This window comes from Streptomyces sp. NPDC091272, from assembly GCF_044757485.1.
GTDB lineage: Bacteria > Actinomycetota > Actinomycetes > Streptomycetales > Streptomycetaceae > Streptomyces.
Genome location: NZ_JBIVVC010000004.1, coordinates 66907 through 84917, shown reverse-complemented (window position 1 = coordinate 84917; position 18011 = coordinate 66907). Strand labels below are relative to the sequence as shown.

Genomic DNA, 18011 nt, shown 5'->3' with positions numbered 1-18011 from the left:
CGGGAGAGTGCACATGCCTGAGGCGCCGTTTGATCGGATCACCCTCGGCGACCTGCTGCGGGTGGCTTCGGCCCCCGACTTCCACCGCTGGGAGGACCAGGTCCGCCGTACCGGCGGCTGCTCCGACCCGATCCACCTCACCGGCTGGACCTTCACCAAGGACAGGACCACCGGCGAGACCCTGCACCACTACTCGACCGAAACCGAACCCGGCGGACGCCTCCGCCTCGCCTGCGGAAACCGCCGCGCCTCCCGCTGCCCCTCCTGCGCCTGGACGTACGCCGGAGACACCTACCACCTGATCCGCGCGGGCCTGGCCGGAGACGACCGCCGCGACGTCCCCGCCACCGTCCGCGACCACCCCCGCGTCTTCGCCACCCTCACCGCCCCGTCCTTCGGCCCCGTCCACAACCGACCCGACCACGGCACCTGCCGCTGCGGCACCCGGCACCCCGCCGACGCACCCGAACTCGGCACCGCCCTGGACCCAAAGACGTACGACTACGCCGGATCCGTCCTGTTCAACAACCACGCGGGCGACCTCTGGATGCGGTTCACGACCCGTCTCCGCCGGGAGATCGCCGCCCGCGCCGGACTCACACAGGCCGAACTGAAGGAATCCGCCCGGCTCTCGTACGGCAAGGTCGCGGAGTTCCAGAAGCGCGGGGCGATCCACTTCCACGCCGTGATGCGGATCGACGGGCCGGACGGACCGGACACCCCTTCCCCGTCCTGGGCCACCGTTGACCTGCTCACCGACGCGATACGCGCCGCCGCCCGTCACAACTACACCTCGGTGTCCGCTCCGGCAGTCGACGACCAGCCCGCCCGTACCTTCCGCTGGGGCACACAGCTCGACGTCCGCCCGGTCACCGCCTTCGGCGACGGCTCAGACCTCACCGAACATGCCGTGGCGTCCTACGTCGCGAAGTACGCCACCAAAGCCGCGGAGAACACCGGCACCCTGGACCGGCGCATCGGCGAGCTCTCCGAACTCGACCGCCACGGCGTCCCCGACCACGCCCGCCGCCTCACCGCCGCGTGCCGCCTCCTCGATCCGCTCTACCCCGAGCGCCGGTTGTGGGCCTGGGCGCACATGCTTGGGTTCCGCGGCCACTTCTCCTCGAAGTCCCGCCGCTACTCGACCACGCTCGGCGAACTCCGCCAGGCCCGGGCCGACTTCCGCGCCGCGCAGGAACAGCAATCCCTCGGCTTGGAGGACCGCGCCCCGGACACCGTGCTCGTCCTCACCGACTGGCAGTACGCCGGGCACGGTCACTCCCCCGGCGAATCCGTCCTCGCCGCGACCATCGCCCGGGACCTCCAGCTCAACCGCGAGACAGCCCGTGAAGCCATGGCGGAGCTGGTCGACGAGAGGGAGTGGTGACCATGGCGCTCCCCCTGCCGAGCCGTTATCTGACGCCTGACGACCTGGTCGAGATGTTCGAGCTGCCCAGCGTCGAGACGGTCTACCAGTGGCGCCGGAAGCGGACCGGTCCCCGCGGCTTCCGTGTCGGCCGGCACCTCCGCTTCGATCCGGACGACGTACGGGCCTGGGTCGACTCCCGCCGGGGCGAGGTGGCTGCCTGATGGCCGGACACATCCAGGACCGCTGGTTCACGACCGAGGTCGGACCGGACGGCAAGCCGCGCAAGGTGAAGTCGGAACGCTACGGATCCGGGCTGCGCTACCGCGCCCGTTACATCGGCCCGGACGGCAGGGAGAAGTCCAAGAGCTTCCAGGATCGGCAGAAGCGGCTCGCCGAGCAGTGGCTGGCCCACATCGAGGCGGACATGGCGCGGGGCCAGTACATCGATCCTCGCGCGGCCCGGACCACCTTCCAGCAGTACGCGGAGGGCTGGGTGAACACGCAGGGGGCCGACCCCAACACGCAAGCCTCGATGGAGTCGCAACTCCGGCTGCACGCGTTCCCGTACCTCGGCACGCGCCCACTCGGTTCGTTCCAGCCGGCGCACATCCGCGACTGGGTGCAGCAGCTCCAGGCGAACGGTGTCCGTGGCTCGTACGCCCGGACGATCTACTCCAACGTGCGGGCGGCGCTGAGCGCGGCCGTGGACGACGGGAACCTTCCTCGGAACCCTTGCGCTGCCCGCTCGGTCCGGCCGCCGACGGTGGACGCGAAGCGCATCACGCCTTGGACGCCGGAACGGCTCTTCGCCGTGCGCGCGGGCATGCCCGACCGGTATCAGGCGATGATCGACCTCGGCGGCGGCTGCGGTCTCCGGCAAGGCGAGATCCTGGGCGTTGCGGTGGACGCGATCGACTTCCGCTCGGACACACTGCACGTCGTCCAGCAGCTCAAGCTGAGCCGCAGCAAGCCCGTCTTCGCCCCGCCGAAGGGTGGCAAGCTGCGGGACGTGCCACTCCCCGGACCTGTCGCCGACGCGCTAAGGGCGCACATGAAGCGGTTCCCGCCGGTCGAGATCACGCTGCCGTGGAAGGTCGCGGACGGACCCCCGGTGAACAAGCGACTCATCTTCACGGCACCGCGCGGCGGTCACGTCTGGCGAACCTCGCTCAACGAGGAGGCGTGGAAACCGGCTCTCGCTTCGGCCGGAGTCATCCCCGTGCCTGCGGCCGGCGCTCCGCATGCCGAGTCTCGCGAGAACGGGATGCACGCGATGCGGCACTTCTACGCGTCGGTGCTGCTGGACGCCGGGGAGAACATCAAGGCGCTGGCCGAGTACCTCGGTCACTCGGACCCGGGGCTGACGCTGCGGGTGTACGCGCATCTGATGCCGTCGAGCCAGGAGCGGACGCGGAAAGCAATCTCCGAAACCTATACCGGTTACGGAGATCCGGGATTCGCTTTCGCAGAAGACCATTAGCCAATCGAGTAGGCAAGCTCCTTGCGGGCTAGGAAAGGCTTGCTTGCGAGCTAGCACGCTTGCTAGCTCGCAAGCAAGAAGCTGAATTCTTCAGCCCATCCAGCATCAATTTTGCGCCTTCCGTTCGTCAGCGCCTCTCTCCAGGTCAGACGCCCAACGACACCCAAGCAGCACCTACCGAACCGCTCCGCGTGCCAGATCGTGAACAATATGTGTGCTCACGTAGACACTCAGCCGGACCGTTCCTAGGTTGCTACTTTTCTACTGTCGAAGTAGAAAACTGCGACAACACACTGCTTAAGCTGCGCGTTTGTCCGCAGAAGCGCACTCATGGGAAGGTTTCTACGGCATAAGAATGCCGCCCGGCCAGGGGCGGCATTCACCTCCGTGCCGCTTTTCAGTCATGGCCTTGATCCGGCGTAACCGAAGCACAGCAGGAGAACTTCATGGTCCCACGTACAGGCATGAGCGTCGACGTCCGCCCCCGTGATCTACCGATCATTCTGATCGGCACGGGTGGCGGGGTACTCGCTCTGTGGGCGGACGCACCCCCTGAGGTCGCCGCCCCGGCAGCTCTACTGATCATGCTCGACATCCGCGTGCGCTTCTGGCGCGGTCAGGCCTGACGGCCCACAGACGGCCCAGCACCCCAAAAAGCCCCCCACCACACGAAAAACTCGCAGGTGGGGGGCCTCTTCAGCTCTGCTTACTTCTTCTTGCCCTGGTTCTTGACCGCCTCGATGGCCGCGGCTGCCGCGTCCGGGTCAAGGTACTTGCCGCCCTTGGTGAGGGGGTGGAAGTCGGCGTCGAGCTCGTAGTAGAGCGGGATGCCGGTCGGGATGTTCAGGCCGGAGATGTCCTCGTCTGAGATGCCGTCGAGGTGCTTGACCAGGCCGCGCAGGCTGTTGCCGTGCGCGGCGACCAGCACGGTCTTGCCGTCGAGGAGGTCCGGGACGATGCCGTCGTACCAGTACGGGAGCATCCGCTCGACGACGTCCTTGAGGCACTCGGTGCGCGGGCGCAGCTCCGAGGGGATCGTGGCGTAGCGCGGGTCGTCGGACTGCGAGAACTCCGTGCCGTCCTCAAGGACCGGCGGCGGGGTGTCGTACGAGCGGCGCCACAGCATGAACTGCTCCTCGCCGAACTCGGCGAGGGTCTGCGCCTTGTCCTTGCCCTGAAGGGCGCCGTAGTGGCGCTCGTTCAGGCGCCAGCTGCGGTGGACCGGGATCCAGTGGCGGTCCGCGGACTCCAGCGCGAGCTGGGCGGTGCGGATGGCGCGCTTCTGGAGCGAGGTGTGCAGCACGTCCGGGAGCAGACCGGCCGCGGTGAGCAGCTCACCGCCCCGTACGGCCTCCTTCTCGCCCTTCTCGGTGAGGTTGACGTCCACCCAGCCGGTGAACAGGTTCTTCGCGTTCCATTCGCTCTCGCCGTGGCGGAGGAGGATCAGCTTGTACGGTGCGTCGGCCATGCGTACGAGCCTAATGGACATTCTGGGTGTGCCGCTCGGTCGTGCGCGCGACCGGCTGAGGGCTCGTGTCCTTGCGGGCGCCGCGCGCGTTCCCAGGTGGACGGATTGACGGTCCGCGTCAATCCGGTGGCGGCGGTGACGGCCGCGAAAGTAAGTTGCGGCTGTTCAGTGAGCCGCTTACTTCCGGGGGATGACGATGTCCGCAGCAGGTCTGAGACGTGCCGTTCGCGAGAGCGTGTCGGGGCTCCCCCGGGAGTTCTGGTGGCTCTGGACGAGCACCCTGGTGAACCGGCTGGGTGCGTTCGTCGCGACGTTCATGGCGCTGTACCTGACGATCGACCGGGGTTACTCGGCGACGTACGCGGGTCTGGTGGCGGCGCTGCACGGGCTCGGCGGTGTCGTCTCCTCGCTCGGCGCGGGCGTGCTGGCGGACCGGCTGGGCCGGCGGCCCACCCTGCTGATCGCGCAGACCTCGACGGCCGGCGCGGTCGCGCTGCTCGGTTTCATGCAGCACCCGTTCGCGATCGCCGCCGTGGCGTTCCTGGTGGGCATGGCGAGCAACGCCTCGCGGCCGGCCGTGCAGGCGATGATGGCGGACATCGTGCGGCCCGAGGACCGGGTGCGGGCGTTCTCGCTGAACTACTGGGCGATCAACCTCGGCTTCGCGGTCTCCTCGGCCGGTGCCGGGTTCCTCGCCGAGTACAGCTACCGGGCCGGTTTCCTCATCGAGGCCGGGATGACGCTGGCCTGCGCCCTGGTGGTGTTCCTGAAGCTGCCGGAGTCGCGGCCCGAGCGGACGGCGGCCGAGCAGGCGGCCGATCCGGCGGTCGGGATGGGGACCGTGCTGCGCGACGGGCGCTTCATGAGCGTGGTGGGGCTCTCGTTCCTGGTGGCACTGATCTTCCAGCAGGGGTACGTGGCACTGCCGGTGGCGATGGGCACCGACGGCTTCAGCAGCTCCGACTTCGGCACGGCGATCGCGGTCAACGGCGTGCTCATCGTGGCGCTCCAGATCCCGGTGACCCGGTTCATCGAGCACCGCGACCCGCGCAGGCTGCTGGTGGTCTCCTCGCTGCTCGCGGGATACGGGTTCGGGCTGACCGCGTTCGCGGGGTCGCTCGGGGTGTACGTGCTGACCGTCTGCGTGTGGACGCTGGCCGAGATCATCAACTCGCCGGTCCAGACGGGGCTCGTGGTCCGGCTCTCGCCGGTGCACGGGCGGGGCCGCTACCAGGGCATGTACACGATGTCGTGGGCGGTGGCGGCGCTGGCGGCCCCGCTGCTCGGCGGATTCGTCATCGACAGGTTCGGCAGCGCCTGGCTGTGGGCCGGCTGCGCGGTGGTCGGGATGGTGGCGGCGGCCGGGTACTGGCTGCTGATGCGCAAGCTGCCGCCGGAGCCGGCGCCGGTCGAGCGGGTCCGGGTGCCGGAGGAACCGGTGGCGAAGACCGCGGAGGTCACGCCGGCGGCGTAGGCCGTGCAGGTGGGGGCGGTGGCGGGCGGATCGGGCCGTCCGCCCAGCCCCTGCCTCGTCAGTCCCGCGGCTTCGTCAGGTGCGCGGCTTCGTCAGTCCCGCGGCTTCGTCAGTCCCGCGGCTTCGTCAGTCCCGCGGCTTCGTCAGTCCCGCGGCTTCGTCAGTCCCGCGGCTTCGTCAGGTGCGCGAAGGCGTCCAGGTTGCGGGTGGACTCGCCGCGCGAGACGCGCCACGCGTACTCCTTGCGGATGGCGGACGCGAAGCCCAGCTCCAGGAGGGTGTTGAAGGAGCCGTCGGCGGCTTCCAGGACCGAGCCCAGCAGCCGGTCGATCTCGTCGGGGGTGACGGCCGCCAGCGGAAGCTTTCCGGCGAGGTAGACGTCGCCGAGCGGGTCGATCGCGTAACTCACCCCGTACAGGCGCAGGTTGCGCTCCAGGAGCCAGCGGTGGACGGCCTCGTGGTTCTCGTCGGGGTGGCGGATCACGAAGGCGTTCAGCGAGAGCGAGTGCTGTCCGATGATCAGCGAGACCGTGGTGTACAGCTTGCGCGTGCCGGGGAGTTTGACGACGTACGAGCCCTGGCGCGGGCTCTCCCACTCCAGGTCGGCTTCCTTGAGGGTCGCTTCGAGGATGCCTCGTGCGTCAGCCGTTCGAGCTGTCTCAGCCATGGTGCGAGCGTACGTGACGGCGGTGTTCGTGCATCGCCGCGGTGTAGACGTCGGCGGTGGCCGAGGCCGCGGTGTCCCAGCCGAACGCCTGGGCGTGCCGGGCGGCGGCCGTACCCATGGTGTCGACGAGCCCGGGGTGGTCGATGAAGCGGCGCAGGGCCCGGGCGTACGCGGCCGGGTCGTGGCCCGCTATCAGGAAGCCGGTCGAGCCGTCCCGCACGGCGACCGGCAGACCGCCGACGGACGCGGCGACGACCGGTGTTCCGGTGGCCTCCGCCTCGATGGCGACGAGGCCGAACGACTCGCTGTAGGACGGCATCACGAGGACGGACGCGGCGCGGAACCAGTCCGCGAGGCGGTCCTGGCCGACCGGCGGCCGGAACCGGACGACGTCGGCGATGCCGAGGCGGGCCGCGAGCTTCTGGAGCTCCTCCGGCTTGGCCATGCCGGAGCCGCTGGGCCCGCCGACGATCGGCACGACCATCCGGGAGCGGAGCGAAGGGTCCTCGGCGAGCAGGACGGCGACGGCGCGCAGCAGGATGTCGGGGGCCTTGAGGGGCTGGATGCGGCCGGCGAAGAGCGGTACGAACGCCTCCTGGGGCAGTCCCAGCCGCTCGCGGGCGGCGGCGCGGCCGTCCGCGGGCCGGAAACGGTCCAGGTTCACGCCGGGGTGCACCACGGCAACATGGCCGGGGTCGGCGTCGTAGAAGCGGACCAGTTCGTCGGCCTCCTCCGCGGTGTTCGCGATGAGGCGGTCGGCGGCGCGCACGATCTGGGTCTCGCCGATGACGCGGGCGGCGGGCTCGGGGGTGTCGCCTTCGGCCAGCGAGGCGTTCTTGACCTTGGCCATGGTGTGCATGGCGTGGACGAGGGGGACGCCCCAGCGTTCGGCGGCGAGCCAGCCGACGTGGCCGGAGAGCCAGTAGTGGGAGTGCACCAGGTCGTAGTAACCGGGGCGGTGTCCGGCCCAGGCCTGCATCACACCGTGGGTGAAGGCGCAGAGCTGGGCGGGCAGCTCCTCCTTGGCGAGGCCCTCGTACGGCCCGGCGTCTATGTGACGCACCAGGACACCCGGGGCCAGCTCCACGCTCGGCGGCAGGCCGCCGGTGGTGGCCCTGGTGAAGATCTCCACCTCGATGTTGATCGCGGCCAGTCGCTTGGCGAGCTCGACGATGTAGACGTTCATGCCGCCCGCGTCGCCGGTGCCCGGCTGGTGCAGCGGTGAGGTGTGCACGCTGAGCATGGCGATGCGGCGGGGCTTGCGGGGCGCGGCGCCGGGGAGGCGCAGGCGGGGCGGGGCCGCCGCGGCCAGGGTGCCGGTGAGTCGGGAGACGTACTGGCTCACGTCGACGGTCCTCCTCGACTGATGCGGAGATCTGCTTCCGGGCAGTTTCTGGGCAGGGCTGGGCGCAGGCGCGGCCCTTCCGAAGGGGGAGAACAGCGGAATTCCGCGGTCCATTTCCATTTTGCCAAATCATTGCTTTTTCCCTCGCGGGTTTCCCGCCCGCTTAAGGTCGTGCCATGGCCTCCCGCACCTCCTCCCCGCGCCCCGTCGGCGCCGTCACCCGCGGGACCACGAACCCGAACCGGCTGCGGCGGATGGACCGCTGGATCGCCGCCGTGCACGGCGGTGCGCTGCGCCGCGCGGCGGGGGCGGTGGCCGTCGACCTGGGGTACGGGGCCGCGCCGTGGACCGCCGTGGAACTGCTGGGGCGGCTGCGGACGGCCGCGCCGGCCGTCCAGGTGACCGGTATTGAGATCGAGCCCGCCCGGGTGGCGGGGGCGAAACCTTACGAACGGGAGGGGCTGGTCTTCCGGCACGGCGGCTTCGAGGTACCGCTCGACGGCGACCGGCGGCCGATGCTGATCCGCGCGGCGAACGTACTCCGACAGTACGACGAGGAGCAGGTGGCCGCCGTCTGGGAGCGGCTGCGCGGACGGCTGGCCCCCGGCGGCCTCCTGGTGGAGGGCACCTGCGACGAGATCGGGCGGCGGCACGTGTGGGTGGCGCTGGGCCCCGAGGGGCCGAGGACGGTCACCTTCGCGACCCGGCTGGGCTCCCTTGAGCGGCCCTCCGACCTGGCGGAGCGGCTGCCGAAGGCGCTGATCCACCGGAACGTGCCGGGTGAGCCGGTGCACGCGTTCCTGCGGGACTTCGACCGGGCGTGGGCGGCCGCCGCGCCGTACGCGTCGCTGGGCGCGCGGCAGCGGTGGATCAGGGCGGCCCGGGACCTGTCGGCGGACTGGCCGCTGACCGGGCCGCACTCCCCCGCCGGGCACGCGGCGGCGGACGGGGAGCGCAGGTGGCGGCAGGGAGAGGTCACCGTGCGCTGGGAGGCACTGGCCCCCCGGAACGCCTCGTACCGGTGACGGAAGACCACGTTCCGGCGACGGAGGACCACGTACCGGTGAACAACAACGGTTGTTCCGGGGGCGGGTGGAATTCGGGGAACGGGAAATCGATCTCGTTCGTCGGACGGGTGTGCAGGGAAGGGCCGGAAGGTCCCGGGGGGTTGTGAGGGGACGCTGTTTCCGCCTCTGTCGCTTTTGCGGCAGGCGTGGCAGCATCTCGGCAGCACCGCCAAGTTACTGACGGTAAATCAGATTCAGACTCGTTCCGGGGGGAGCTCGTGAACCGAAGCCGTAGTGGCCGCAAGTGCCGTAGCCGTGGCAGCAGCATCACGACCGCCATAGCGCTGGTCTGCGCGCTGAGCGTGCTGGTGCTGCCGGGGCAGGCGTCCGCCGACCCGGCGCCACCGCCCGCGGCCGGGGGCGAGGGGGACAAGAGCCTGGACGAGGTCCGAAGAGACATAGACGCCCTCTACCGCAAGGCGGGGGCCGCCACCGACGCCTACAACCTCGCGGAGGACCAGGCGCAGGGCCAGTCCGGCGAGATCGTGAAGCTGGCCAGGTCGATCGTGGCGGGCGAGGAGCGGATCAACGAGCTCAAGGACCGGCTCGGCGCGCAGGCCCGCGCCCAGTACCGCACGGGCGGCGTGCCGCAGAGCGCGCGGCTGATGCTCAGCGGCGACCCCGACCTCTTCCTGCGGGGCGCCGGGCGGATGCAGCAGGGCCAGGCCGCGGTGAAGGGGATGCTGGACGAGCTGACCAGGACCCAGGAGGACCTGCGGACCTACTCCCAGGACGCCAGCAGCGAGTGGCAGAAGCTGGAGGCCAACCGCAAGCGCAAGGAGAAGGCGCAGAAGGAGGTCAAGAAGCAGATCGCCGCGGCCGAGAAGCTGGAGGCCCGCCTGGAGGAGAAGGAGCGCAGCCGGCTCCTTGAGCTGGAGCGGGAGGAGCAGTACCGCGCCCAGACGGCCTGGCTGAACTCGGGGGCGCTGAAGAACGGCGGCAAGGGCGGCGCGGCGTCGACGGCCCAGGGCAAGCAGGCGGTGTCCTTCGCGACGGCCCAGATCGGCGACCCGTACGTATGGGGAGCCGAGGGACCAGCCGCCTTCGACTGCTCGGGCCTGACCCAGCAGGCCTGGCGGGCGGCGGGCCGGGCGGTCCCACGCACCTCGCAGGAGCAGTGGCGGCTGCTGCCGAAGGTGGCCGTGGCGGACATGCGGCCCGGCGACCTGATCATCTACTTCCCCGACGCGAGCCATGTGGCGATGTACGTGGGCGACGGCGCCATGGTGCACGCCCCGAGGCCTGGCCGGACGGTGACGATCGCGGGAGCGGGCTCGATGCCGATACTGGGCGTGGTGCGGCCGGGCTGACGGGCTCGGCGGGCGGACCGACCGCCCGGTCCGGGGGGTCCGCTCGGGCTCGAGGGGCGGACCGACCGCCCTGCCCGGGGGGGGTCCGCCCGGGCTCGGTGGGTGGACCGGCCGCCCGGTCCGGGGGGTCCGCGACGTACGGGGCCTCCGAGGGGCCCCGCGGCGCACGGGGGCCTCCGAGGGGGTCCCGCGCACGCCGCCGTACGCCCCCGTACACCCCCGCCCCCGGGCACCTCCGCGCGCCCCCGTCAGGGGTGATCTTTGTCATGGCGGGTCCGCCCCGGACCGTGCGGTCGATCCGTGCCGGGACGCGGCTTATGCCTGGCCGGGAGCGGTGAAGAGGCTCAGCATATGACCGGGGCGGATTCGTGAACGGCATTCCGTTGCGGCGCCGGGTAACGCTAAGGTCCCCGTTTGGCGGGGCGTCGATCGGCGTCCCACCGCGCCCTCGGGGGGAGGGAAGGAACCGAACCGATGCCCGTACCCATACCGCGGCAGAGAGTAGTGCCCGCCGTGGAAAGCGGTCAGGCCGGCCCTCAGCACACCGCACCCCAGCAGCCGACCGACCTCACCCTGCTGGTGATCGAGAACGACCCGGCGGACGCCTTCGCCGTGCCCGATCTGCTCGAATCCGCAGGCGGTCCTCGGGTCCGTGTCCGCACGGCCCGCAACCTCACCGAGGCCGGCCGGCTGCTCACGGACGACGTGCACTGCATCCTGCTCGACCTGGCACTGCCCGGCTGCGGCAGCTGCGCGGAGTGCCGCGCGGACGAGGCGAACGGCGACGCCGGCAGCCCCCTGGGCGCGCTCCGCGACGTCCTGCGGATGGCGCCCCACCACGCCGTACTGGCGCTGACCCCGCCGGACCGGGCCGAGCACGCCGCCGAGGCGGTCCGCGCGGGCGCCCAGGACTTCCTGTTCCGCGACGAGCTGGACGGCCGGCTGCTGAGCCGTGCGATCCGGTACGCGGTGGAACGCAAGCGCGCCGACACCGCCTCGTACAAACTGGCCGAGTCCCGGCTGCACGCCCAGGAGAACGCCCGGCTGGAGCGCGGCCTGCTGCCGACGCCGCTGCTGGAGGGTTCGGACCTGAAGTTCGCGTCCCGCTACCGTCCCGGCCGCTCCCGGGCGCTGCTCGGCGGCGACTTCTACGACACCGTCCGCACCCCGGACGGCACCGTGCACGCGATGATCGGCGACGTCTGCGGGCACGGCCCGGACGAGGCCGCACTCGGGGTCGAGCTGCGTATCGCCTGGCGGGCGCTGACCTTCGCCGGGCTGTGCGGGGACGAGCTGCTTTCCACGCTCCAGCGTGTGCTGGAGCACGAGCGGGAGAGCGAGGAGATCTTCGCGACGCTCTGCACGGTCGACATCGCACCGGACGGCCGTCGCGCCGGGCTCTGCCTGGCCGGCCACCCGGCGCCGCTGATCGCCCGCCACGGCCAGCTCGCCCAGCTCATGCCGTTCGACGACGGGGGTCCCGCGCTGGGTCTGCTGCCGCGTGCCCGCTGGCCGCGGCAACAGGTCGAACTGGGCGGGGCCTGGAGCCTGTTGATGTACACGGACGGTCTGATCGAGGGCCGGCTCGCCGGCGCGGACGGCACCGGGCGCCCCGGCAGGCTCGGCCAGGACGGCATGGTGGCGATGATCAACCGCCAGCTGTCCGAGGGGCTGCGCGGCGAGGAGCTTCTGGAGGCCGCCGTCACCCGCGTCCGCGAACTGAACGGCGGCGAACTGACGGACGACGTCGCCCTCCTGCTCCTGGACCGGGACGGCAACAGCGGCAAGAACAAGGAACGCGGCAGGCCGAGACCTGCCGCACACCGCCCGCAGCAGTAGGCCCCGCGGCTCCCGCTACACACCCGCCACAGCAGGCCCCCGCGGCCCCTCGCTCAACGGCTGCCGCACCAACAGGGCCGTTCGGCCCGTCGGCCGTTCGGCCCGTCGGCCGTTCGGCCCGTCGGCCGTTCGGCCCGTCGGCCGTTCGGCCCGTCGCTGGACGCCCTCCGCAGCGGGCCGCACGGCCCTTTGCTCAACGGCCGCCGTTGTAGGGCCCGTACGGGCCGTCGCTGCTACTGCCGCCGCCGCGGCGGCCACCACCGCCGCCGGAGACCTGGCGCAGGGCCGGCCGTACGTCCACCAGGAACACGATCGACGCGACCAGGCCCGCGATCTGCAGGAACAGGACCGGCACCACCAGGTTCACGACGACCGTGATCCCGAGGATGACCAGCCAGAAGTTCTTGGACTGCTTGTCCGCGGCCTGGTACGCGTCGGCACGCGCGGTCGCGGCCATGATCAGCGCGGCCACCGCCGTGACAAGGAAGACCAGCCCGACCACGAACATCAGCCCGACATCGAAACCGTCACGCAACATACTGAGCACCGCCTCATCCGGGTTGACCGCCTGGTGACCGCCTTGGCCAAGGTACCGAAACGACGGGCCGGACGCCTTTGTGGCGATCCGGCCCGTCGTGTCCCGCGCACACGCCTCGTCGTGACCGTGCCTACCGCGCCACTACTTCTCGTCGGCGGCCGCCGTCGTGCTCCCGTCCGCCGGGGCCGTCTTCCTGGCCGCGCCCTTGGTGCGCGCCGGGGCCTTCTTCGTCGCCGCGGCGGCCACCACCGGCTCGTCGGCCTTCGCGGCCGCGGGCTCCGTGGCCACCGGCTCCGGGTCCGGCTCGACCGCGACGGCGATCTCGTTGATCTCCTCGGCGGCCTCACCGCGCCACTGCTTCACGGCCTGCTCGCCGTGCTCGGCGACCCTCTCGTACGTCTCACGGGCCTTGACCGCGTACTCGGCGGCCACGCCCACGCCCCGCAGCGCGAGGTCCTGGGCGGTCTCGCCCAGCTTCTTCAGGTCGGTGTCGAAGGAGCCGATCACCTCGGAGAACTTCGCCTGCAGGGTGGCCTGCGCCTCCTTGGCCTGCGAAGTCACCTTCTCCTGTACGACCTTGGGGTCGGTCTGCCGCACCTTCTCGAAGCGCTCCGGCGCCTCGTCGGCGAACTTCTTGGCCTGCTGCACGGCGAGGTCCGCCGTACCGGCGACGAAGTAGAGGGGGGTCGGGTCGGCGAGGTTCTTGCGCAGGTCATCGCTGATGGCCATAACTGTGGTCCTCCCGGATCGCATCAGTGTGAGGGTGGGGCGGCATCACTGCCGGCATCGCTGTCCGTGTCACTCCCGGCCGCCGCGGCGTCGGCGTTCTCCGCCGTGTGCTCCGCCGCGTTCTCCTTGCGGAAGGACTCGTAGATCTGGAGCAGTACCTGCTTCTGCCGCTCGCTGATCGAGGGGTCGGCCAGGATGACGGCGCGCGTCTCCAGTTCGTCCCGGTCCTTCTCGTCGAGGATTCCGGCCTGGACGTACAGCGTTTCCGCGGAGATCCGCAGCGCCTTGGCGAGTTGCTGGAGGATGTCCGCGCTCGGCTTGCGCAGACCGCGTTCGATCTGGCTGAGGTACGGGTTGGACACCCCGGCGGCGTCGGCGAGCTGACGCAACGACAGCTGCGCGTTGCGCCGCTGCTCGCGCAGGTACTCCCCGAGATTGCCGACGTTCAGTGTTGCCATGCCCCGATGGTGCACCCTCCTTGCTAACTTTTGCAAGCGCCTGCTTGCAAAAGTGCGCTACGCCACGTCGGCCGGGCCGTCCTCGTCGCGGGCCCCGTTCGCCGGACCGCCGGATGCCGCGCCGAACCACCGGGCCAGCTGGGCCCGGAGTTCCCGCTGGTCGTCGCCGGTCCAGGCCACGTGGCCGTCCGGGCGCAGCAGTACCGCCGGTACGTCCAGTTCCTCACTGACGTCCACGACATGGTCGACGCGGTCCGCCCAGCCCTCCGCCGAGAGCCGGCCGCCCTGGTCGAGGAGGAGGCCGCGGCCGGCGTGCAGCAGTCCGTACAGGCGCCCCTCCTGCTTGAGTTGCAGGTCCCGCAGCCGGGCGCCGAGGAGTGGGTGGCCCGGTTCCGTGCCGGAGCCAACCGGGGTGATGTCGTAGCGGACGTCGACCGCGGTGATCATGCCGGTCACGTACCGGTTCACCTCGTCGAAGTCCATCAGCTTCGAGAACAGCTCCCGCAGCGCGGTCGCGCCCGGGTCGGCGCCGAGCAGGGTGATCTGGGCCCGGGTGTTGTCCAGCACCCGCGCGCCCACCGGGTGGCGTTCGGCGTGGTAGGTGTCCAACAGACCTGTCGGCGCCCAACCGTTGACCTCGCCCGCCAGCTTCCAGCCGAGGTTGAACGCGTCCTGCACGCCGAGGTTGAGCCCCTGGCCGCCGGTCGGCGGGTGGATGTGGGCCGCGTCGCCCGCCAGCAGCACCCGGCCTTCCCGGTACCGCTCGGCCTGGCGGGTGGCGTCGCCGAACCGGGAGAGCCAGCGCGGCGAGTGCGCGCCGAAGTCGGTGCCCGCGAGCGCCCGCAGCTGCTGCTGGAAGTCATCGAGGGTCGGCGGAGTCCCCCGGTCCTCGCGGACTCCGTCGGCGGGCACCACCACGCGGTACACGCCGTCCCCCAACGGCTGTGCGCCGAAACGCAGTTGGGTCTGGCGGACCTCCTCGCCCACGGCGGCGATCGTGTCCGGGTCCTCGGTCAGCGCCATCTCACCGAGCAGCGTCTCGACCGTGGCGGGCAGGCCGGGGAAGCCGATGCCGAGCTGCTTGCGCACCAGGCTGCGGCCTCCGTCGCACCCCACGAGGTAGCGCGAGCGCAGCCGGGTGCCGTCCGTCAGCACGACGTCCACCCCTTCGGCGTCCTGGCTCACCGTGGCCACCTCGCAGCCCCGCCGGATCTCCGCCCCCAGCTCCAGCGCGCGCTCCTGGAGGATCCGCTCGGTGACCGGCTGCGGGCTCGCGACGCCGAACGGGTGCGCGGTGTCGAGCCGTTCGGGCCACGGCTTCACGATGCCGCCGAACAGACCGCCCGCCTGGAACTTCTCGCTCTGCGCGAGGAACCGGTCCAGCAGCCCCCGCTGGTCCATCACCTCGACGCTGCGCGCGTGCAGCCCCTGGCCGCGGCCCTCCTTGGTGGGTTCGGTCAGCTTCTCCAGCACCACCACCCGCACGCCGTGCAGTCTCAGCTCGGCCGTCAGCATCAGGCCGGTCGGCCCGCCGCCCACCACGATCACATCAGTCATCCAAGTAGCCCGTTCGATGTCGTTTCCGCAGGCCCCGGCCTGTGTACGGGCACGATGATGCGGCACCGCGGGGGCCTTGCCGCAAGCCCCCCGGTGAGCTATACGTTGAGAGTGGCGGAGGGCTCACGCGCCCCGGCCGGCTCGACGGGTCCACCGGCGGCCGACACCGCCGGCCGCACCGCTTCCAGGTACTCGGCCTCCAGATACTCCACTTCCAGGTGCCCCGCCGTCGCGTCCCCGTTCCGCGTGCCCGTCGCGTCCCCGTTCCGCGTGCTCGTCACGTCCCCGGTCCGCGTGCTCCTCGCGGCCCGTACCCCGACCCACGCCGCCACGGCCGAACCCACCGACAGCAGCACCGCGAACGCGATCATCACCGGCTGCCTGCCGAACTGCGCCGCCACGACGGCGAACAGCACCGAAGGGGCGCCCATCCCGACATAGGCGGTCGTGAAGAAGACGGCCAGCACGCCCGCCCGGGACGACGGCTCCGCGGCTGCCGCCGTCTGTCCGACGCTCGCCTTGAACAGCAGCCCGGAGCCGGACCCGGTCAGCACCGCCGCCGCCAGGAAGAGCGCGAGCGTCGGCACGTACAGGGTCAGTGCGGTCAGCCCGAGGCCCACGGGAAAGAGCACCGCCCCCAGCTTCAGCAGCCGGTCCACCGGCAGCCGCCCGAGCAGCAGTTGCGCGCCCGCCGACGCGCCGAACACCGCGAACGCCGCCAACCCCGCAACCAGCGGTGACGTGATGCCCAGGTCGAGCCGGACGATGATCGCGCCCAGCGCGGAGAAGATGCCGCTCGCCGCGAACGCGAAGAATCCCCCGGCCGCCGCGGCCACGAACACCGGCCGCGCCCCGGGCCGCAGCGCGAACCTGGCGGGCCTGGCCTCCTTCGCCCGCGCCCTGTCGACCGTCTCCGGCGTGAGCAGGATCAGCGCCAGCAGTACGAGCATGCCGCCGCCGAACAGGACGTACGGAGTGACCAGCGGCGCGCCGAACCACTGCGCGAGCACGCCCACCAGCAGCGGGCCGACCGCCAGCCCACCGAGGTTGGCGACGGCGGCGACCAGCCCCGGGGTGGGTGACAGCGGACGTCCGGGGTGCGCCTGGTGCCAGAGGTCCATGAGGTACGCGGTCGCCGTGGACGCCATCATGCCGACGGCGAGACCGGTGAGCAGCCGGGCGGCGAGCAGCACCGGCAGGGCCGGGGAGAGCGCGAGCACCGAGGCGGCGACGACGTCCACGAGGAGCGCCGGAACGATGACCCGGCGGCGGCCGAAACGGTCCGAGAGGTGGCCGAGACCGAGGAAGCCGGCTGCCGCGCCGACCACCATGATCGCGAAGGCGAGGGTGACGGTGGTGGCGCCGAAGCCGTCCCGGTCCTGGTAGAGCGGCCACAGCGGGGTGGGCGCGGTGCCGAACGCCATCAGCGACGCGAAGGCGAGAGCCACGAACCAGAACCCGACGCGGGGCGGGACGACAAGGCGCGGACGGGAACGCGGCCGGGCGTCGGGGCGGAGGCGCGGACCACCGTACGGACGGACCCGGGAGTCACTGTTGGCGCCCGAGGCACGTGCGGTGTCGGGGCGAAAGGCGTCCTCGCGGGCGGTCTCCTGGGTCAGCGGTGTCGCGTTCATGCCTGGTCCAACGGACCGGCCGAGACGATCCTTACCAGCTCCGGTGGACCAGATGGAGATGCCTACCATCTCTGCTGGAGATAGTAGGGACAATGGCCGCATGGAACTCCGCCACCTGCGCCACTTCCTCGCCCTCGCCGAGGAGCGCAGCTTCACCCGTGCCGCCGCCCGCGAGCTGATCGTGCAGTCCGGTCTCTCCTCGTCCGTGCGGGCGCTGGAGAAGGGGGTCGGCGCGCCGCTGTTCGTGCGGGGCACGCGCCCGGTCCGCCTCACCGCCGAGGGCGAGGCTCTGCTGCCCGCCGCGCGACGCACCCTGGACGCCGCCGACGGCGCGTTGCAGGCGGTACGGGACGTGCACGGCGGCCTCTCCGGCCGGCTCCGCGTCGGGGCCTACCAGGCCAGCAGACACCTCGTCCCGCTCGCCTCCTGGCTTTCCGGATTCGTACGGGCGCACCCCGGGCTGGACATCGAGGTACGGCAGCAGCCCGCGTCCGAGATGATCCGTATGGTCGCGGCGGGCGAGCTGGACTGCGCACTGGCCGCCGCCCCGGACCAGGCCGCGACGGCCGCCCTGCTCGACGTGGTCCCGCTCGCCGCCGAACCCTACGTACTGGCCTGCGCCCTGGACCATCCGCTCGCCGCCCGCGACGAGGTGCCGCTGCCGCTCCTGGACGGCGAGCGCTTCGTGGAGACCCACAACCGGTGGACGGGGCGTCTGCTGGCGGACGCCTTCTTCGCCGAGGCGGGCATGACACGGCGGATCGTGTGCGAGGTGAGCGAGTGGATGATGGTGAGCGACCTGGTCGCGGCCGGCCTGGGGGTGGCATTCGTCCCCGAGTCGCTCGGCCGGGATCTGCTCCCGCTGCCGGATCTTCCGCTGCGGCTGCTGCCGTTGACGGACAACACGACGTCGGTGCGCCTGGAGCGCCGGGTCGATCTGCTGCTCCCCCGGGGCCAGGCCGTGAGCACGGCGGCGCGACGGTTCACGGAGCACGTGCAGCGGGAGGTTCGGGCGGCCCGTAGGGCGGGCGGCTGAGGGGCAGCCTCTGATACGGCGGGCGGTCGAGGGGCAGCCT

The 18011-nt window shown here is 71.5% G+C and carries 17 protein-coding genes; 9 read left to right on the top strand and 8 right to left on the bottom strand.

What is annotated here, in order from left to right; genetic code table 11:
* Positions 1-13 precede the first annotated feature (13 nt).
* The 4 genes from repSA (at position 14) to ACIQM4_RS13450 (ending at position 3475) form a co-directional block, all read left to right on the top strand.
* On the top strand, positions 14-1387 hold the full coding sequence (gene repSA, locus ACIQM4_RS13465) for a replication initiator protein RepSA (RefSeq protein WP_401590396.1): 1374 nt from the start codon (positions 14-16) through the stop codon (positions 1385-1387).
* 2 nt (positions 1388-1389) lie between these two features.
* Positions 1390-1590 (top strand): AlpA family transcriptional regulator, encoded by a 201-nt coding sequence (locus ACIQM4_RS13460; protein ID WP_014047492.1) that lies wholly within the window; start codon positions 1390-1392, stop codon positions 1588-1590.
* On the top strand, positions 1590-2849 hold the full coding sequence (locus ACIQM4_RS13455) for a tyrosine-type recombinase/integrase (protein WP_401590392.1): 1260 nt from the start codon (positions 1590-1592) through the stop codon (positions 2847-2849). Before ACIQM4_RS13460 ends, ACIQM4_RS13455 begins: the two co-directional genes overlap by 1 nt.
* A gap of 446 nt (positions 2850-3295) precedes the next feature.
* Positions 3296-3475 (top strand): hypothetical protein, encoded by a 180-nt coding sequence (locus ACIQM4_RS13450; protein ID WP_401590390.1) that lies wholly within the window; start codon positions 3296-3298, stop codon positions 3473-3475.
* A gap of 80 nt (positions 3476-3555) precedes the next feature.
* Here ACIQM4_RS13450 and ACIQM4_RS13445 read toward each other — a convergent pair whose 3' ends face one another.
* Complete coding sequence (locus ACIQM4_RS13445; RefSeq protein ID WP_401590387.1) at positions 3556-4317, bottom strand: phosphoglyceromutase; 762 nt, start codon at positions 4315-4317, stop codon at positions 3556-3558.
* Between the two features lie 196 nt (positions 4318-4513).
* Between ACIQM4_RS13445 and ACIQM4_RS13440 the strand changes: the two genes are divergently transcribed.
* Positions 4514-5791, top strand: a complete 1278-nt coding sequence (locus tag ACIQM4_RS13440) for an MDR family MFS transporter (protein WP_401591390.1) — start codon at positions 4514-4516, stop codon at positions 5789-5791.
* 160 nt (positions 5792-5951) lie between these two features.
* Here the strand turns inward: ACIQM4_RS13440 and ACIQM4_RS13435 are convergent, their stop codons facing one another.
* Positions 5952-6458, bottom strand: a complete 507-nt coding sequence (locus ACIQM4_RS13435) for a YbjN domain-containing protein (RefSeq protein WP_401590384.1) — start codon at positions 6456-6458, stop codon at positions 5952-5954.
* Positions 6451-7803: a D-inositol-3-phosphate glycosyltransferase gene (gene mshA, locus ACIQM4_RS13430; RefSeq protein ID WP_401590382.1), complete on the bottom strand. Its 1353-nt coding sequence runs from the start codon at positions 7801-7803 to the stop codon at positions 6451-6453. Before mshA ends, ACIQM4_RS13435 begins: the two co-directional genes overlap by 8 nt.
* A gap of 176 nt (positions 7804-7979) precedes the next feature.
* On the opposite strand from mshA, the gene ACIQM4_RS13425 reads away from it, so the two are divergent.
* The 3 genes from ACIQM4_RS13425 to ACIQM4_RS13415 all read left to right on the top strand — a co-directional run bounded on the left by ACIQM4_RS13425 (position 7980) and on the right by ACIQM4_RS13415 (position 12019).
* The gene (locus tag ACIQM4_RS13425) at positions 7980-8828 is read left to right on the top strand and encodes a class I SAM-dependent methyltransferase (protein ID WP_401590380.1); all 849 of its coding nucleotides are present in this window, start codon (positions 7980-7982) and stop codon (positions 8826-8828) included.
* 260 nt (positions 8829-9088) lie between these two features.
* Positions 9089-10180: an NlpC/P60 family protein gene (locus ACIQM4_RS13420; protein ID WP_401590377.1), complete on the top strand. Its 1092-nt coding sequence runs from the start codon at positions 9089-9091 to the stop codon at positions 10178-10180.
* A 474-nt stretch (positions 10181-10654) separates the two neighbouring features.
* The gene (locus ACIQM4_RS13415; RefSeq protein WP_401590374.1) at positions 10655-12019 is read left to right on the top strand and encodes a PP2C family protein-serine/threonine phosphatase; all 1365 of its coding nucleotides are present in this window, start codon (positions 10655-10657) and stop codon (positions 12017-12019) included.
* 193 nt (positions 12020-12212) lie between these two features.
* Here ACIQM4_RS13415 and ACIQM4_RS13410 read toward each other — a convergent pair whose 3' ends face one another.
* The 5 genes from ACIQM4_RS13410 to ACIQM4_RS13390 all read right to left on the bottom strand — a co-directional run bounded on the left by ACIQM4_RS13410 (position 12213) and on the right by ACIQM4_RS13390 (position 16935).
* Complete coding sequence (locus ACIQM4_RS13410) at positions 12213-12557, bottom strand: DUF2516 family protein (RefSeq protein ID WP_401590371.1); 345 nt, start codon at positions 12555-12557, stop codon at positions 12213-12215.
* Positions 12558-12698: 141 nt separating this feature from the next.
* Positions 12699-13286, bottom strand: coding sequence for a hypothetical protein (locus ACIQM4_RS13405; protein WP_401590368.1), 588 nt, complete (start codon positions 13284-13286; stop codon positions 12699-12701).
* Between the two features lie 23 nt (positions 13287-13309).
* Positions 13310-13744 carry a helix-turn-helix domain-containing protein gene (locus tag ACIQM4_RS13400; RefSeq protein WP_401590366.1) on the bottom strand — a complete coding sequence of 145 codons (435 nt, stop codon included), beginning with the start codon at positions 13742-13744 and terminating at the stop codon, positions 13310-13312.
* Between the two features lie 57 nt (positions 13745-13801).
* Positions 13802-15301, bottom strand: a complete 1500-nt coding sequence (gene rox, locus ACIQM4_RS13395; protein ID WP_401590364.1) for a rifampin monooxygenase — start codon at positions 15299-15301, stop codon at positions 13802-13804.
* Positions 15302-15399: 98 nt separating this feature from the next.
* Positions 15400-16935, bottom strand: a complete 1536-nt coding sequence (locus tag ACIQM4_RS13390) for an MFS transporter (protein WP_401590361.1) — start codon at positions 16933-16935, stop codon at positions 15400-15402.
* A gap of 100 nt (positions 16936-17035) precedes the next feature.
* Between ACIQM4_RS13390 and ACIQM4_RS13385 the strand changes: the two genes are divergently transcribed.
* Positions 17036-17971, top strand: a complete 936-nt coding sequence (locus ACIQM4_RS13385; protein WP_401590358.1) for a LysR family transcriptional regulator — start codon at positions 17036-17038, stop codon at positions 17969-17971.
* The last annotated feature ends 40 nt before the right edge of the window (positions 17972-18011 follow it).

Coding starts and splice junctions, on each gene's coding strand:
- repSA (WP_401590396.1), top strand. CDS start 14: ATGCCTGAGGCGCCGTTTGATCGGATCACCCTCGGCGACCTGCTGCGG.
- ACIQM4_RS13460 (WP_014047492.1), top strand. CDS start 1,390: ATGGCGCTCCCCCTGCCGAGCCGTTATCTGACGCCTGACGACCTGGTC.
- ACIQM4_RS13455 (WP_401590392.1), top strand. CDS start 1,590: ATGGCCGGACACATCCAGGACCGCTGGTTCACGACCGAGGTCGGACCG.
- ACIQM4_RS13450 (WP_401590390.1), top strand. CDS start 3,296: ATGGTCCCACGTACAGGCATGAGCGTCGACGTCCGCCCCCGTGATCTA.
- ACIQM4_RS13445 (WP_401590387.1), bottom strand. CDS start 4,317: ATGGCCGACGCACCGTACAAGCTGATCCTCCTCCGCCACGGCGAGAGC.
- ACIQM4_RS13440 (WP_401591390.1), top strand. CDS start 4,514: ATGTCCGCAGCAGGTCTGAGACGTGCCGTTCGCGAGAGCGTGTCGGGG.
- ACIQM4_RS13435 (WP_401590384.1), bottom strand. CDS start 6,458: ATGGCTGAGACAGCTCGAACGGCTGACGCACGAGGCATCCTCGAAGCG.
- ACIQM4_RS13425 (WP_401590380.1), top strand. CDS start 7,980: ATGGCCTCCCGCACCTCCTCCCCGCGCCCCGTCGGCGCCGTCACCCGC.
- ACIQM4_RS13415 (WP_401590374.1), top strand. CDS start 10,655: ATGCCCGTACCCATACCGCGGCAGAGAGTAGTGCCCGCCGTGGAAAGC.
- ACIQM4_RS13410 (WP_401590371.1), bottom strand. CDS start 12,557: ATGTTGCGTGACGGTTTCGATGTCGGGCTGATGTTCGTGGTCGGGCTG.
- ACIQM4_RS13405 (WP_401590368.1), bottom strand. CDS start 13,286: ATGGCCATCAGCGATGACCTGCGCAAGAACCTCGCCGACCCGACCCCC.
- ACIQM4_RS13400 (WP_401590366.1), bottom strand. CDS start 13,744: ATGGCAACACTGAACGTCGGCAATCTCGGGGAGTACCTGCGCGAGCAG.
- rox (WP_401590364.1), bottom strand. CDS start 15,301: ATGACTGATGTGATCGTGGTGGGCGGCGGGCCGACCGGCCTGATGCTG.
- ACIQM4_RS13390 (WP_401590361.1), bottom strand. CDS start 16,935: ATGAACGCGACACCGCTGACCCAGGAGACCGCCCGCGAGGACGCCTTT.
- ACIQM4_RS13385 (WP_401590358.1), top strand. CDS start 17,036: ATGGAACTCCGCCACCTGCGCCACTTCCTCGCCCTCGCCGAGGAGCGC.